This is a genomic window from Archangium violaceum, from assembly GCF_016859125.1.
Classification (GTDB): domain Bacteria; phylum Myxococcota; class Myxococcia; order Myxococcales; family Myxococcaceae; genus Archangium; species Archangium violaceum_A.
Map to the genome: position 1 here is coordinate 9,040,257 of NZ_CP069338.1, position 13,708 is coordinate 9,053,964.

Sequence of the window (13,708 nt, forward strand, 5' to 3'; positions counted from 1 at the left end):
CACTGGGGCGCGAGCGGCCCCGAGCGGCTATGCTCCGCGCCTCGACACCATGTCCGCCTCACCCCTGACCTCAGAGCAGGCCCTCGCCCTCGCACCGGATTCCTCCGTGGCGGCCGCCGGCCAGAAGCTGGCAACGGAACGCTCCTGGCAGGGGCTCGGCCGGGATGGGCACGCGGCCTGGGGCGAGTGCAAGGGCAGCGCCCTGTACCAGGTGCGCATCGACCTCTCCGACCTCGCCACGAAGTGCACCTGTCCCAGCCGCAAGTTCCCCTGCAAGCACGCCGTCGGGCTCCTGCTGCTCACCGCGTCCGAGCGCCTCCCCTCGGGGACTCCTCCCTCCTGGGTGGAGGAGTGGCTCTCCAAGCGCTCCGCGAACGCCGAGCGCAAGGCGAAGCGCGAGGCCGCCGGAGCGGAAGGCGCGGCTCCCGTCGACACCGAGGCCAAGGCGAAGCGCTCCGCCGAGCGCCACGGCCGCATCCAGAAGGGGCTCGAGGCGCTGTCCCTCTGGATGGAGGACCTCGTGCGCAACGGCTTCGCCGGGCTGGAGGCGGAGACCGCCATGTGGAACACCCAGGCGGCCCGGTTGGTGGATGCTCAGGCTCCGGGGCTCGCGGCCCAGGTGCAGCAGCTCGCGGCGCTCCCCGGCAGTGGCCCCGATTGGCCCAAGCGTTTGCTCGAGCGGCTCGGACGGCTCTCGCTCGTCACCGAGGCCTGGCGGAAGCTGGAGCAGCTCCCGCCGCCCCTCGCCGCGGACCTCCGCTCCCTCGTGGGCATCCCCCTGCGTGAGGAGGAGGTCATCGCCCAGGGCGAGCGCCTCGAGGACACCTGGGTCGTCATCGGCCAGGAGCTCGAGGACACGGAGCGCGTCCGCGCGCAGCGGACGTACCTGCTCGGCGCCACTTCCGGTCGCACGGCGCTCGTCCTCCAGTTCGCGGCCGGCGCCGGTGCTCGCTTCGCCGAGAGCTTCCTTCCCGGCACGGCCTTCGCGGCCGAGCTGGCGTTCTGGCCGAGTGCGGCGCCCCAGCGGGCGATGATTCGCGAGCGCAAGGGCGAGGTCCACCCCTGGACGCAGGCCGTGCCCGCGCTTTCTCTCGAGGATCTCTGCCAACGCTTCGCCGAGGAGCTGTCCCGCCAACCCTTCCGCGAGCGCATGGCGGCGATGCTCGGGCAGGTGGTGCCTGTCGTGGACGGTGGGCGGCGCTGGTGGCTCCGGGACGCCACGGGCGCGGCGGTCCGCATCGGCCCGTGTGACCGGTGGCGGTTGCTCGCGTTGTCCGGAGGCCACCCGCTCGAGGTGTTCGGCGAGTGGGATGGAGAGGAATTCCGGCCCCTGAGCGTCCGCGTGGAGGGCCGCCTTCATCTGATGACCGGGGGCCCCCAGTGAAGGGCCCCACGAGGCCCGTGCTCAGCTGGCTTGGAGCTCGAGGGCGGGGCTGACGGCTTCGGGGTGCATCTTCTCACCGTCGACGCCCAGCTCCTCGGCGATCGCTGTGAGCACCTCCTGGGCACCCGCCAGCTGCGCTCCTGTCATGCGGGAGATCGCCCGTTGCACGGCGGCCTCCACCGTCCCCGTGGAGGAGACGTCCAACCCACGGCCCATGTCGGTGAGGAAGAAGAGCGCCTTGCGCGCGTCGAGCGGATCCGACCTGCGCTCCATGTAGCCACGCTTCTCCAGGCGTTTCATGACACCGGTGAGCGTGCTCGGGTGCACATGGAGGATCTGCGCGAGCCGGCCCGAGGTGATGCCGGGGTAGCGTCCCACCAGCCGCACCACCAGCCGCTGCGGGCCTGTCAGCCCCAGCGTGAGCTCCATGTGCTTCGAGGTGGATCTCAGTTGATGGTCCACGGCCCAGAGCAGGCGCATGAACTCCAATACCTCGCCCAGGGGGGGAGGCCGGGTCTCGTCCGCGTGGGAGGGATCTCCGGTTCCGTCAATGACCTGCATGGCTGCCGTCTCCATGCTTGAAGATGCAAGCAATGCTTATGCCGCTGCAATGTCTCTCGGAGGTGTGCACGCCAGATCGAGGGCAGACGGGCAAAGCGCGCGTCCCCCTGTTGCGAAATGCCACGGACGGGGCGAGGCATTTCGCCCCATTCCAGGTGTAGCGGGGCAGAATGGGACTCGGACCGCTATGCTGCCGCGCCCCGATGCCCCGGGCTGGAGAGGAAGCCCACCGTGAACGAGCTCGATGCACTGACACGCCTCGCCACGCTCGGCACCGCCCGCTCGCCCGAGCCCGGACCCACATCCGGTGTGGAGGCCCAGGCGCTGCGTGCGCTGGAGGGCCTGCCCCTGGAGAAGCGCCTCCTGCTCGCGGCCGGGGTGCGTGCGGTGGCGAGGGTCGCGGGGCGCAAGCTCACCCGGCTCGAGACGCGGGACAACGTGGCCCCTCCTGACACACTCGAGGTCTGCCCGCCGCGCGTCCGTTCCGTCCTCACGGAGCTCCTGGTGTCGAACGACGGCGAGGTGCTGCGCGAGGCCTTCGCGCGGATGGCCCTCGCGCGTCGCCGCCTCCCGCCGGAGCTGCTTCCCCGGGTGCTCGGGCTGAAGGACAGCGCGTTGCGCGCGGCGGCGGAGCCGGTGCTCGGCGAGCGGGGCCAGTGGCTCTCCCGTCTGAATCCCGAGTGGCGCCCGGCCTCGGCCTCCCCGGCCTCCGACCTGGCCGAAGCCGAGCGCGTGTGGACGGAAGGAAATCCCGACGAGCGGCGCGCGGCGCTCATCCAGGCGCGGAGCGTCGATCCAGCGCGTGCACGCTCCTGGTTGCAGGGCACCTGGGCCCAGGAGAAGGCCGAGCACCGCGCCCGGTTCCTGGCCTGCCTCGACGCGGGGCTCTCCCCGGAGGACGAGGCCCTGCTGGAGCCAGGCCGGAAGGATCGCGCGGGCTCGGTGCGCGAGGTGGCGCGCTACCTGTTGGCCCGGTTGCCCGGGTCGGCCTTCGCGCAGCGCATGGCCGAGCGCGCGCGCACCGTGCTCGTCTGGGAGAAGCCGGCCACGCTCCGCGTCCAGTTCCCGGCCCGGTGGGACGCCGAGGCCGAGCGTGATGGTCTGGACAAGCCCCCTCCCGGTGTCGGCCAGAGCGAGCACTGGCTCATCCGGCTCCTGGAGGCCATTCCCCTTCGGAATTGGGAGAGCTGGTTCGAGGCCACCCCGACGCAGATCGTCACCGCCGCCGCGCGGACGGACCACGGCGTCGCGCTCTCGGAGGGCTGGGCCCTGGCGCTCCGGCTGGGGGCCTCCTCGCCCTGGGCCATGACCCTGCTCGGCTTCTGGTCGCGCTGTGAGTCCAAGGTGCTCGACGCCGAGCGGGCCCAGTCGCTGGCCGTCTCCGTGCTCGAACAGCTCCCTCCCAACGAGCGCGCCGCGCGGACCCTGCGCGTCCTCGAGCGTGCCGAGACCCTTCCTTCGCTCGACCGTGCCCTCGCGCTGACGCCCGCGCCGTGGCCGGCGAAGCTCGGCTACACCTGGCTCCAGGCGTTGCGCGAGCTGTACGACCCGACCACCCGGGCCGTGGCGCTCCTCGGTGCCTTCCGGCAGGCGGCCATCGCCCTGCCTCCGGAGTGCCTCCCGACCGCCGCCGAGCCCTTCGCGCTCCCCGCTCCGCTTCACCGCTGGAACCCGGAGCTCCACCGCTTCCAGCAGACCGTTTCCCTGCGCCGCATCCTTCACGAGGAGTTGAAACCGTGACCGCCACCGCTCTTCTCCGCCAGCACGCCGAGCAGCAGTACGCCGAGGAGCTGGCCGCGCTCGCCCGGGCCGATGATCGGCCGAAACCCCAGGGATGGAAGCTCTCGCCCTGGGCCGTGCGCACCTACCTGCTCGGAGGCCAGCTCCCGGATGGCTTCAAGGTGAGCGCCAAGTACATCGGCAACGCGAGGCTGGTGGAGATCGCCGTGGCGACCCTGGCCACCGACCGGGCCCTGTTGCTCTACGGCGTCCCGGGCACCGCGAAGTCCTGGCTGAGCGAGCACCTCGCCGCGGCCATCTCCGGGGACTCGACGTTGATGGTGCAGGGCACCGCCGGCACGGACGAGGCGGCCCTGCGGTACGGCTGGAACTACGCGCGGCTGCTGGCGGAAGGCCCCTCGGAGGGGGCGCTGGTTCCGAGTCCGGTGATGCGGGCCATGCGCGAGGGAAAGCTGGCGCGCATCGAGGAGCTGACGCGCATGCCGGGCGAGGTGCAGGACGCCCTCATCACCCTGCTCAGCGAGAAGACGCTGCCCATCTCGGAGCTGTCCTCAGAAGTGCAGGCCCGCGCCGGCTTCAACGTCATCGCCACGGCGAACAACCGCGACCGCGGCGTGAACGAGCTGTCGAGCGCCCTGCTGCGCCGCTTCAACACGGTGGTGCTGCCCGTGCCCGACTCGCTGGAGCAGGAGGTGGAGATCGTCGAGAAGCGCGTGGCCGAGCTCGGCCGGGCCCTGGCGCTGCCCGCGGAGAAGCCAGCGATGGAGGAGATCCGCCGGGTGGTGACGCTCTTCCGCGAGCTGCGGAGCGGCGCGACGACCGACGGGGCGACGAAGCTCAAGACACCCTCGGGCGCGCTGTCCACGGCGGAGATCATCTCCGTGGTGAACGGAGGCCTGGCGATGGCGGGCTACTACGGTGACGGCGTGCTGCGTGCACCGGACATGGCCGCGGGCCTGACGGGCGCCATCGTGAAGGATCCCGTGCAGGACCGGGTGGTGTGGCTGGAGTACCTGAAGACGGTGGTGAAGGAGCGCGAGGGCTGGAAGGACCTCTATCGCGCGTGCATGGAGGTGCTGTGAGCCGGGAGGCGGACACGTCGGTGCACGTGCTCGGTGTGCGGCACCACGGCCCGGGCAGCGCGCGCAGCGTGCGGGCCGCTCTCGAGAAGCTCCAGCCGGACGTGGTGCTCATCGAGGGACCCCCGGACGCGGACGCGCTCATTCCCCTGGCGGCCCACGCGGAGATGAAGCCTCCGGTGGCGCTGCTCGTCTACGCGATTGATCGACCGGCCCAGGCCGTCTTCTATCCGTTCGCCGTCTTCTCTCCCGAGTGGCAGGCCCTCCAGTACGCGCTGGAGCGCACCCTTCCGGTGCGCTTCATCGATCTCCCTCAAACCCACCAGATGGCGCCCGAGGACGAGGGAACCGAGGAGGGGAGGGACCCGGAGCCCAAGGCCAGCGCGGAGGCCGGGTCACCCCGGGGAGATCCGCTCGGGGCGCTCGCGCGTGCCGCGGGTTATGAGGACGGTGAGCTGTGGTGGGAGCACCTCATCGAGCAGCGCCGGGAGCCCGAGGGCGTGTTCGAGGCCGTGCTGGAGGCCATGAGTGCCCTGCGCGAGGGCGAAGGCGAGCTGTCACCGCGCGAGGCCCGACGCGAGGCCCACATGCGGCGCGGCATCCGTCAGGCGAAGAAGGACGGCTTCCAGCGGATCGCTGTCATATGCGGGGCGTGGCACGCACCGGCGCTCGTGCGGCAGCGGCCGGCCCGTGAGGACGACGCCCTGCTGAAGGGCCTGCCGAAGACGAAGGTGGCGGCCACGTGGATTCCCTGGACGTATGACCGGCTCGGCTGGCGCAGCGGGTACGGCGCGGGCGTGGAGTCGCCAGGGTGGTACGCGCATCTGTGGCTCACGCCCCAGCGCCCGGTGACGTCCTGGGCGGCGCGCATCGCGCACCTGCTGCGTGAGGAGGGACTGGATGCCTCCTCCGCGAACGTCATCGAGACGGTGCGGCTCGCCGAGGCGCTCGCGGCCCTGCGAGGCCTCTCCACGGTGGGCCTGGGGGAGCTGCGGGACGCCGCGCTCTCCGTGATGTGCGGCGGGGATGCGACGCCGCTGGTGCTCGTCCACGAGAAGCTGGAGGTTGGCACCGGACTGGGCTCGGTCCCCTCCGAGGTGCCCTCGGTCCCGCTCGCCCGCGATCTGGCCACGCTGCAGAAGTCGCTGCGCCTGCCACCCTCGTCCGAGAGCAAGCTGCAGGAGCTGGACTTGCGCAAGGACATGGACCGGGATCGGAGCCGGCTGCTGCACCGGCTGCGGCTGCTCGACATCCCCTGGGGCACGCCGGAGGAGGACCCGCGGAACACGACGGGCACCTTCCGCGAGACGTGGCGCCTGAAGTGGGAGCCCGAGCTGTCCGTGCGCATCGTCGAGGCGAGCCTCTTCGGGAACACGGTGGAATCGGCCGCCACGGGGCGCGTGGTGGCGCGTGCGTCGGATGCAACCGAGCTCGGCACGCTGACGGCCCTGCTCGAGGCCTCCCTGCTCGCCGAGCTGTCCGCCGCCATCGACACCGTGCTCCGCCACGTGCAGGCGCTCTCGACCCGCTCGGCGGATGTCCCGAAGCTGCTCGAGGCCTTCCCGGCCCTGGCGCACGCGGTTCGCTACGGCAGCGTCCGCGAGACGCCGACCGCGCCCATCCTCGCCATCGCCGACGGGCTCTTCGAGCGCATCCTCATCGGGCTGCCCGGCGCGTGCGTCTCGCTCGATGACGAGGCCGCGCACCAGCGCCGCGATCAACTGCGCGCCATGCATGCCGCGGTGGCGCTGCTGGAGGGCGGGGAGCGCACGGAGGAGTGGGCCGAGGCCCTGGGCCAGCTCGTGCACCGGGACTCGGTGCATGGACTCGTCCGAGGGGCCGCGCTGCGGCTGCGGGTGGAGCTCGGGCGGGTAGGGGACGAGGAGTTGGGGACGCTCTCCCGCAGGGCCTTGTCCGCGGCCGTGCCTCCCGACGAGGCGGCGGCCTGGCTGGAAGGGCTCGTCTCGGGGAGCGCGCTCCTGCTGCTGCACCGGCAGGAACTGTGGGCGGCACTCGACGGGTGGCTCTCGGGGCTCGCGCGGGAGGCCTTCGTCGAGCATCTCCCCCTGGTGCGGCGCGCGTTCGCCAGCTTCAGCACGGCCGAGCGGCGCGCCATGGGAGAGCGGGTCAAACAGCTCGCCACCGCCTCGGCGGCGGGGAGCGCGGCGGCGGCCACGGAGGACCTGGACCCGGAGCGTGTGGCGAAGGTGCTGCCGGTGCTGTCCACCCTGCTGGGGGTGAGGATCCATGAAGCAGTCTGAAGAGGAGCGGCTGGAGCGCTGGCGGCTCGTGCTGGGCGAGCCCGTGCAGGAAACACTGGGCGTGCCGCTCGGGGAGTCCGAGCTGCGCATGGATCGTGCGCTCGCGGCGCTGTACGACTCCGAGCGCAAGGGAGGACTGGGAGCCTCCTCGCCCCACGTGGCGCGCTGGCTGGGCGATATCCGCGAGTACTTTCCCGCCTCCGTCGTGCGCGTCATGCAGGGTGATGCGATGACGCGGCTCGGGCTCACGGAGATGCTGCTGCAGCCGGAGATGCTCGAGGCGGTGGAGCCGGACGTGTCGCTGGTGGCGACGCTGCTGTCTCTGCGCAAGGTCATCCCGCAGAAGACGAAGGAGACGGCGCGGAGGGTGGTGCGCAAGGTGGTCGAGGACCTGGAGCGGCGGCTGCGGGCCCCCACGGAGCGGGCCGTGCGAGGAGCGCTGTCGAGGACCTCGCGCACGCGCCGGCCGAGGGCCGCGGAGATCGACTGGGACCGGACGTTGAGGGCCAACCTGGGCAACTACCAGCCGGAGCGGAAGTCCGTGGTGGTGGAGCGGCTGGTGGGACACGGACGCAAGCGCTCGAGCCTGCGGGACGTGGTGCTGTGCATCGACCAGAGCGGCTCCATGGCGGCCTCGGTCGTCTACTCGAGCATCTTCGGGGCGGTGCTCGCCTCGCTGCGCGCGGTGTCCACGCGGATGGTGCTCTTCGACACCGCGGTGGTGGACCTGAGCGAGCAGCTGTCGGACCCGGTGGACCTGCTGTTCGGCACGCAGCTCGGAGGAGGCACGGACATCGATCGAGCGCTCGCGTACTGCCAGCAGGTCGTTACGAGGCCGGCGCAGACGATCCTCGTGCTCATCACGGACCTGTACGAGGGCGGCAACGCGCAGCGGATGCTCCAGCGGGCCGCGTCGCTGGTCCAGAGCGGCGTGAAGGTCATCTGTCTGTTGTCTCTGAGCGACCAGGGGACGCCGGCCTATGACAGCCACAACGCCGCGCAGCTGACGGCCTTGGGCATCCCGACCTTCGCCTGCACGCCGGATCTGTTTCCGGAGTTGATGGCCGCGGCCATCCAGAAACAGGACCTTCGCGCCTGGGCGGCGCGCAATGACATACAGCTTGCGCGCTCGGGGTGAGCTCAGCCCGGGGGCAGGTGATCAACTACGAAGCGCACGGCTTCCACCACGACCTCTGGCTCCGTGAGCTGCGGGAAGTGCCCGCTTCGGCTGGCGATCATCTGCTTTCCTTGGGGCGACAGTGCAGCCAGGCGCCGCTGGTGTTCCGCCCGTGCGGCGAGGGCTTGCGCCGGGGTGGCCCAGGCCATGGCGGGTCTGCCGCCCGTCACGACGACAAATGGGACGTCTGGGAAGGGGCCTGCGCGCTGGATGAGGTCGACGGTGCGTGAAACGTGTCCAGTCTCTCCGAGCTCATCCTTTCCGAAGATTGAATCGAGCGTGCGCTGGGCGAAACGTTGAAAGCCGTTTTGATACCTGGCCATGACGCTGACGTCTTCGGGAGCGGTGGCCTCGAGCAGCACCACGCCTGAAACCTCAGTTGGGAATGTCCGGGCGAAGAGATTGACGGCGAGGCCGCCGAGCGAATGACCCACCAGGAGGTAGGGCGGAGACAGGTTGGCGTGAAGCAGGAGCGCACGGAGCGACTCGACGATGACCTCTCCGGTCTGCGGTACAACCGGCTTCCCGCTGCCGCCGATACCTGGGCGGTTGTACGCGAAGACGGTTCCCAGGGCGGACAGTGGCTCCCACACCCTGAGCCATCCCTCGATGGGGCCGCCGGAACCATTGATGAGAACGATGGTGGGGGAGCCCTGCCCTGCAATGATGTACTCGAGGGCCTGCCCATTGATGCTGGCCTTCTGCTTCGTGCTGGAAAGAGACCCGAGTCTGTTGTTCATCATGCTCTCAGTCCAAGAAGCGGCGTTCCCAGAGGAGTATCTCCTCTGGGTCCAGGTGGAAGTAAGGCAATTTCCAGTGATAGAGGTGGGGCTCCAGGACTCGGGCAAGCGCGCGGTGGAGGGGAAGCGTCTGGCCCGCCTCCAGGTCCCCCGTCTCCGGCTGTTCGCCGAGGGTGACGAGCACCCGGTCACCGCTCATCTCCTGGAGGGAGACGCCCGGGAGCGCCAGGCGTTCACGCAATGCGGCCACACCGCCGAGCTGACCGAGCACCGGTTGCCCGAGGAAGTTCATCCAGTGCACCCCTTCCACCCAGGTGTTCATCCGGAGGTTGGCCCCGCTCGATGCGAGGTGCACTCCCGGGTAGCGCGGGCGGATGAGCTCGAGGGCTTCACCAAAATCCCATTTGTTCGAGCAGAGGACGAAGTCTACATACCCCGAGTTGAAGGGGAGTTCCGCCGCTAGATCGAGGGCTAGTGCACGGACCCGGTCCGGACCCCGCTCTTCCAGGTACTCCGTGGGCAGGCGCAGGTACAGGACGCTCACATCATCTTTTCGATCTGGCCAGGGCAGGGGGATGATGTCCAAGCCTCTGTAGTCCACGTGGAGTCCACCAATCCTGATGGGGTCATCCCACATTTGTATGAAGGCGGCTGTTTCGGGCCCCGGATCCAGCGTTTCCTTGCGGATTCCTTCCCATGCGGAGTCATCGAGCGGTTTCGCCTGCCCATCACCTGCGTTGTACCAGGCGAGTTGATGGGGATGTATCCGTTCACGGAAGAGTTCCAGGGCACGTATGATGATGGGTGCAATCTGTTCGTTGGGGTGTTGCATGTAGAAACACATGAGCAGAGCGTCGTTTGCAATCAGTCCGCCGCGCTCATCGTGGTGTTTCAGTCTCGGGTATCGAATGGTGGGCATTTCTTACCAGTCCTCTCGTATTACGCCCTGTCGTGGAGAGACAAGCATGGGTTTGACCTGAAGGGCATGAAAATAAAGATCTCCCTGTGATTGATCTCTCCAGCGCCCTTTGGTGTACCGACTCCAGTAGGCTGAGTTGGTCTCCGGGCAAGGGAACTTGAGATCGTACACACGAACGATGACGCCATTCTCATCCAAGAGGATGATGTCCGGCTCGATGGTGCCAGTCAGTCCCTTCCATCCCTGCGCCGACACGATCTGGCTTACCGTGTTTTCATCCATGTACTCCCATTGCCCCTTCTTTTCGTTGAACTGGAAACGAGGGTAGAGTCGGTAACGGTCCGGCGGTATCAGCTTATTCAGAGCTTCGCGCAGGCACGGCCAGGTTTGCTCATGCTTGAAGAGTCCCAGGTACGCGGCCCACGTCGTCTTTTCGCCAACCTTGATCTGTTCGCAGATTTCCCGGTCCGGACTCTTGCCATCGAAGTGGTAATCGTTGACATATTGGTCTGCTTGGCGGACACACTTCGTGATGGCCTTTTCGATTTTCGTGAGCAGGTCCGCGGCCAGTTCCACGCCCCGGCGCTCGGCCGAGTTGATCTGCGGCTTCATCGCCACCGCCGTGGCCACCGCCATGCCCGTGGCCAAGGCCTTCATTCCCAGGGATGTTGAGCGCCCCGCCACTTCGGCCATCTCGGACGAGCCGGTACAACGCTCCCACTGGCCGGGGTGTTGCTTGAGGCAGCACTCGGGTGTCAGATCCCGTGGCCCGCATTCCCCCGTCACCTCGGCGAGCTCTGCCTCCAACAGGCACCCTGCCTGGAGCACGGTGAGAATCACCAGCGGCCACACGGGCACGCTCTTCACGGTACGACGCATGGAATGCAGAATAGGGCCGCGATGAGCAGGGAGATAGAGGAGATGGGCCCGGGTGGCGAGGAGCCACGGCAGGAGCCCGGAGGGCGGAGTCAACGCTGGCCGCGCCGCCGGGTCTTGCGCTGGGCCCTGGGACTGCTGCCCGCCATGGTGGGCGGGGGTTGGGCTGTCTTCAAGCGGTTCGGAGAACGCGAGCGGGACGTCGCGGTCGAGGAAGAGGAGGGGCCGGAGGATGGATGGGAAGCGGAATGGGGGCGAGCGAGAGGAGGACCCTCCAAGGAAAGAAAAGGGAATGAGGCCTGGGCCGTGGAGTTGACCCAGAAAGCGGCCTGGTTCAGCTTCGCGGGCGACTCGAGCGCGAGCCTCCAATTGGATTTGGCGATCAAGGCCGCTCCCTCCTATGCGCCGGCCCGATTGGTGAGCGCGTGCTGGTTCATGCAGGAAGGCCGGTGGGACCTGGTGCGGGAGGATCTCTCGGTCTCCACCATCAAGGACACCCCGGAGGGCCGCCTGCTGCGGGAACTCGCCGAACGTCAGCCCCGTGCTCCCGATTGGCGCCATGCCTTCTTCGATGCGTGGACGGCGCTCGGGCGGCCCGACTTCCGCAAGAGCACCCTGCTTCCCGTGCCGCTGGAGTGGAATCACCTGATCTCGACAGGCTTCACCCGGTCGCCGAAAGACGAGTCGTGGCGCTTTCCTCTGGCGGTGATGCATCCGGGATCGCTGGAGCAGGATCAACAGTGGGCGCTCGAGCAGGTCCGTGTCAGTCCCTCCGTGCCACTTCTCATGGCGCTGCGAGAGCAGTTGTATTCCTTCGAGGAACAAGCACCGCTGCGACGGTTCCTGCTCTCCGCGGTGGAGGAGCGGCTGGGGCAGCTTGCCGGTTCTTCCCCACGGACCCTCCAGCTCGCCCTGGCCTCCTTCCTGGCTGGCGGTTCGCTCTCGGCGCCCTTCACACGACAGGAGTTGGAGACACTCGAGAAGATCGTCTCGGTGCGTGAGTGGAAGCAGCCCTCGAGCGAGCAATTCTTCCTGGAGATGCGAGGGCTCGTCGGCATGATGTTCGCGCCTGGCCATCATGCCCTGGCAATGGCGACCCTGGCCCAGGGAGCGTCCCTTGGCTTGTCGCTCTTGGGAAAGGCCAGGGCCAGCAAGGCACACCTTTCCGAGGACGAGCAGCGGTGGATGGGGCGGCTGCTCTGGGATGTGGGGGCGCGCCTGCTCGAGCAGCGCTCACGCCTGGAATGGGAGACGGGGCTGCGACTCCAGATGTTTGGCTCCGAGTTGACGCAACACGTTCCGAGCCGGGAGCAATGCATCGCTCTATGGGTTGAGTTGGGGAAATGGGAGGAGGCCGTGAAACAGGCGGCCTACTACCGTTGGCCGCTGGCTCCGTTGGTGGAGGAGTCTTGCGCGCCACGAGCCCGGGACGAACTCGTATGGATGCAAGCCTTCGCGGGCAAGGGCGCGCTGCCTTGAGCGATGTGTCTCAGGCCACCTGCTTCTGGGGTTGGCCGAACCGGGGCCGCACCTCGTCCAGCACCACGGGCATTCCCCTCGAGGGCGCGAACATGATGCTCCGGCGCACCATGTGGATGGGGCGCTTCGAGGCCAGCCGCAGCTTCGCCCGGCGCAGCATCGTGGCCAGGACCACCTTCATCTCGAACAACGAGAGCGCCATGCCCAGGCACCGGCGCGAGCCTCCCCCGAAGGGCAGCCACGCGTACGGGTCCGGCTTCTTCCCGAGGAAGCGCTCCGGTTGGAAGCTATCGGGCTCCGGGTAGATGTCCTCGCGCAGGTGGGTGAGCGCGATGCCCGGTACCAGCATCGTCTCGGGAGGCAGCGTGTAGGTGGACAGCTCGAACGGCACCTTCGTCCGGCGCGATACGAGCGGCACCACCGGCCTCAGCCGCAGCGTCTCCTTGATGACCGCGTCCAGGTACTCGAGCTGGCCGAGATGCTCCGCCTGGAGCTCCGTGTCTCCCACCACCCGCTCCAGCTCCTCGTGCACGCGAGCCAGGGCCTCGGGCGTGGAGAGCAGCCGCTCCACGGTGAAGCACATGCCGATCGCCGTGGTCTCATATCCCGCCACGATCACGGTGAAGAGCGCGTCGCGCAGCTCCCTGTCGGTGAGGGGCTGGCCCGCCTCGTCCCGGCTCTCCAACAGCAGGCTGAGCATGTCCTGGCGCCGGGGATCCGCCGGCTGCGCGCGCCGGTGGGCGATGAGCGCGTAGATGGCCTCGTCCACCTCCCGCTTCATCTTCGAGGCTCGCAGCCAGGGCACCTTCTGGAACACGTCCACTCCGCTGAGCGCCGGGATCAGGTACAGCGGCGAGGCGATGCTGTCCACGAGCCGCGGGAATCGCCTGGCGAAGAGCGCCAGTTCCTCCTTGCCCTCGATACCGAAGACGCTGCGCAGCAGGATCTCGATCGTGAGCGACATCATGCGCGGCAGCAGCGGGAAGGGTTTGCCCACGGGCCACTGCTCCAGCGACGCGTGGGTGGTCTCCCGCATCGGGCCGGCATAGGTGTGAAGCCTCTCCCCCTGGAACGGCGGCAGCAGCAGGCGCCGCAGCCGGATGTGCTCCGCTCCGTCCTGCATCACCAGGGAGCTCGATCCCACCAGCGGCAGAATCACCGCGTTGCCCTCTCCCGCGTGCAGCGCGTCCGGTGGGGCGTTGAAGATGCGTTTGATATCCTCGGGCGCGCTCACGAAGACGAACTCGCCCATGCCGGACATACGTAGGGTGAAGGTGTCTCCGTGACGCTTCCGTTGCTTCCTCAGGAATGACAGCGGGTCGGCCATGTACAGCGACATCTGCAGCGGGCTCGGCAGCGCGGGGCCTGGGGGGAGCATGGATGATGACTACTGACTTCCAGCGGCGAAGTCACTGGGGGACCAAGGACATCCCCTCTCCTGATGACGTACCGTGGGTGAGGGTTCTCCCTCTGCTAGAGACAGTCGCCAGCT

At 68.6% G+C, this 13,708-nt stretch carries 11 protein-coding genes; 6 read left to right on the plus strand and 5 right to left on the minus strand.

What is annotated here, in order from left to right:
* Window positions 1-106: 106 nt before the first annotated feature.
* Window positions 107-1,384 carry an SWIM zinc finger family protein gene (locus tag JQX13_RS38505; RefSeq protein ID WP_239014107.1) on the plus strand — a complete coding sequence of 426 codons (1,278 nt, stop codon included), beginning with the start codon at window positions 107-109 and terminating at the stop codon, window positions 1,382-1,384.
* A gap of 21 nt (window positions 1,385-1,405) precedes the next feature.
* Here JQX13_RS38505 and JQX13_RS38510 read toward each other — a convergent pair whose 3' ends face one another.
* Entirely contained in the window at window positions 1,406-1,945 is a 540-nt protein-coding gene (locus tag JQX13_RS38510; RefSeq protein ID WP_203404403.1) for a MarR family winged helix-turn-helix transcriptional regulator, read from the minus strand.
* Between the two features lie 231 nt (window positions 1,946-2,176).
* Between JQX13_RS38510 and JQX13_RS38515 the strand changes: the two genes are divergently transcribed.
* From JQX13_RS38515 to JQX13_RS38530, 4 genes are read left to right on the plus strand one after another with little or no spacing between them, the layout of a single operon-like run.
* Window positions 2,177-3,685, plus strand: a complete 1,509-nt coding sequence (locus JQX13_RS38515; protein ID WP_203404404.1) for a DUF5691 domain-containing protein — start codon at window positions 2,177-2,179, stop codon at window positions 3,683-3,685.
* Window positions 3,682-4,767: an ATP-binding protein gene (locus JQX13_RS38520; protein WP_203404405.1), complete on the plus strand. Its 1,086-nt coding sequence runs from the start codon at window positions 3,682-3,684 to the stop codon at window positions 4,765-4,767. Before JQX13_RS38515 ends, JQX13_RS38520 begins: the two co-directional genes overlap by 4 nt.
* Window positions 4,764-7,025 (plus strand): DUF5682 family protein, encoded by a 2,262-nt coding sequence (locus JQX13_RS38525; RefSeq protein ID WP_203404406.1) that lies wholly within the window; start codon window positions 4,764-4,766, stop codon window positions 7,023-7,025. Before JQX13_RS38520 ends, JQX13_RS38525 begins: the two co-directional genes overlap by 4 nt.
* Window positions 7,012-8,163, plus strand: coding sequence for a VWA domain-containing protein (locus JQX13_RS38530; RefSeq protein ID WP_239014108.1), 1,152 nt, complete (start codon window positions 7,012-7,014; stop codon window positions 8,161-8,163). Before JQX13_RS38525 ends, JQX13_RS38530 begins: the two co-directional genes overlap by 14 nt.
* A 2-nt stretch (window positions 8,164-8,165) precedes the next feature.
* Here the strand turns inward: JQX13_RS38530 and JQX13_RS38535 are convergent, their stop codons facing one another.
* Genes JQX13_RS38535 through JQX13_RS38545 form a run of 3 tightly spaced genes read right to left on the minus strand, consistent with a single transcriptional unit; the run spans window position 8,166 to window position 10,713 of the window.
* The gene (locus tag JQX13_RS38535) at window positions 8,166-8,942 is read right to left on the minus strand and encodes an alpha/beta fold hydrolase (protein WP_203404407.1); all 777 of its coding nucleotides are present in this window, start codon (window positions 8,940-8,942) and stop codon (window positions 8,166-8,168) included.
* Window positions 8,943-8,949: 7 nt separating this feature from the next.
* Complete coding sequence (locus JQX13_RS38540; RefSeq protein WP_203404408.1) at window positions 8,950-9,861, minus strand: type VI immunity family protein; 912 nt, start codon at window positions 9,859-9,861, stop codon at window positions 8,950-8,952.
* 3 nt (window positions 9,862-9,864) lie between these two features.
* A complete protein-coding gene (locus JQX13_RS38545; protein WP_203404409.1) occupies window positions 9,865-10,713 on the minus strand; it encodes a hypothetical protein in 849 nt (282 codons plus the stop codon).
* A 330-nt stretch (window positions 10,714-11,043) separates the two neighbouring features.
* Here JQX13_RS38545 and JQX13_RS38550 point away from each other — a divergent pair, with 330 nt between their 5' ends.
* The gene (locus tag JQX13_RS38550; RefSeq protein WP_203404410.1) at window positions 11,044-12,216 is read left to right on the plus strand and encodes a hypothetical protein; all 1,173 of its coding nucleotides are present in this window, start codon (window positions 11,044-11,046) and stop codon (window positions 12,214-12,216) included.
* A gap of 10 nt (window positions 12,217-12,226) precedes the next feature.
* Here the strand turns inward: JQX13_RS38550 and JQX13_RS38555 are convergent, their stop codons facing one another.
* Window positions 12,227-13,594, minus strand: a complete 1,368-nt coding sequence (locus JQX13_RS38555; RefSeq protein WP_203404411.1) for a cytochrome P450 — start codon at window positions 13,592-13,594, stop codon at window positions 12,227-12,229.
* Window positions 13,595-13,708 lie beyond the last annotated feature (114 nt).

Bases quoted from the DNA above. Each gene is read 5' to 3' on its own strand.
- JQX13_RS38535 (WP_203404407.1), bottom strand. From the start codon at position 8,942: ATGAACAACAGACTCGGGTCTCTTTCCAGCACGAAGCAGAAGGCCAGC.
- JQX13_RS38530 (WP_239014108.1), top strand. From the start codon at position 7,012: ATGAAGCAGTCTGAAGAGGAGCGGCTGGAGCGCTGGCGGCTCGTGCTG.
- JQX13_RS38555 (WP_203404411.1), bottom strand. From the start codon at position 13,594: ATGCTCCCCCCAGGCCCCGCGCTGCCGAGCCCGCTGCAGATGTCGCTG.
- JQX13_RS38540 (WP_203404408.1), bottom strand. From the start codon at position 9,861: ATGCCCACCATTCGATACCCGAGACTGAAACACCACGATGAGCGCGGC.
- JQX13_RS38510 (WP_203404403.1), bottom strand. From the start codon at position 1,945: ATGCAGGTCATTGACGGAACCGGAGATCCCTCCCACGCGGACGAGACC.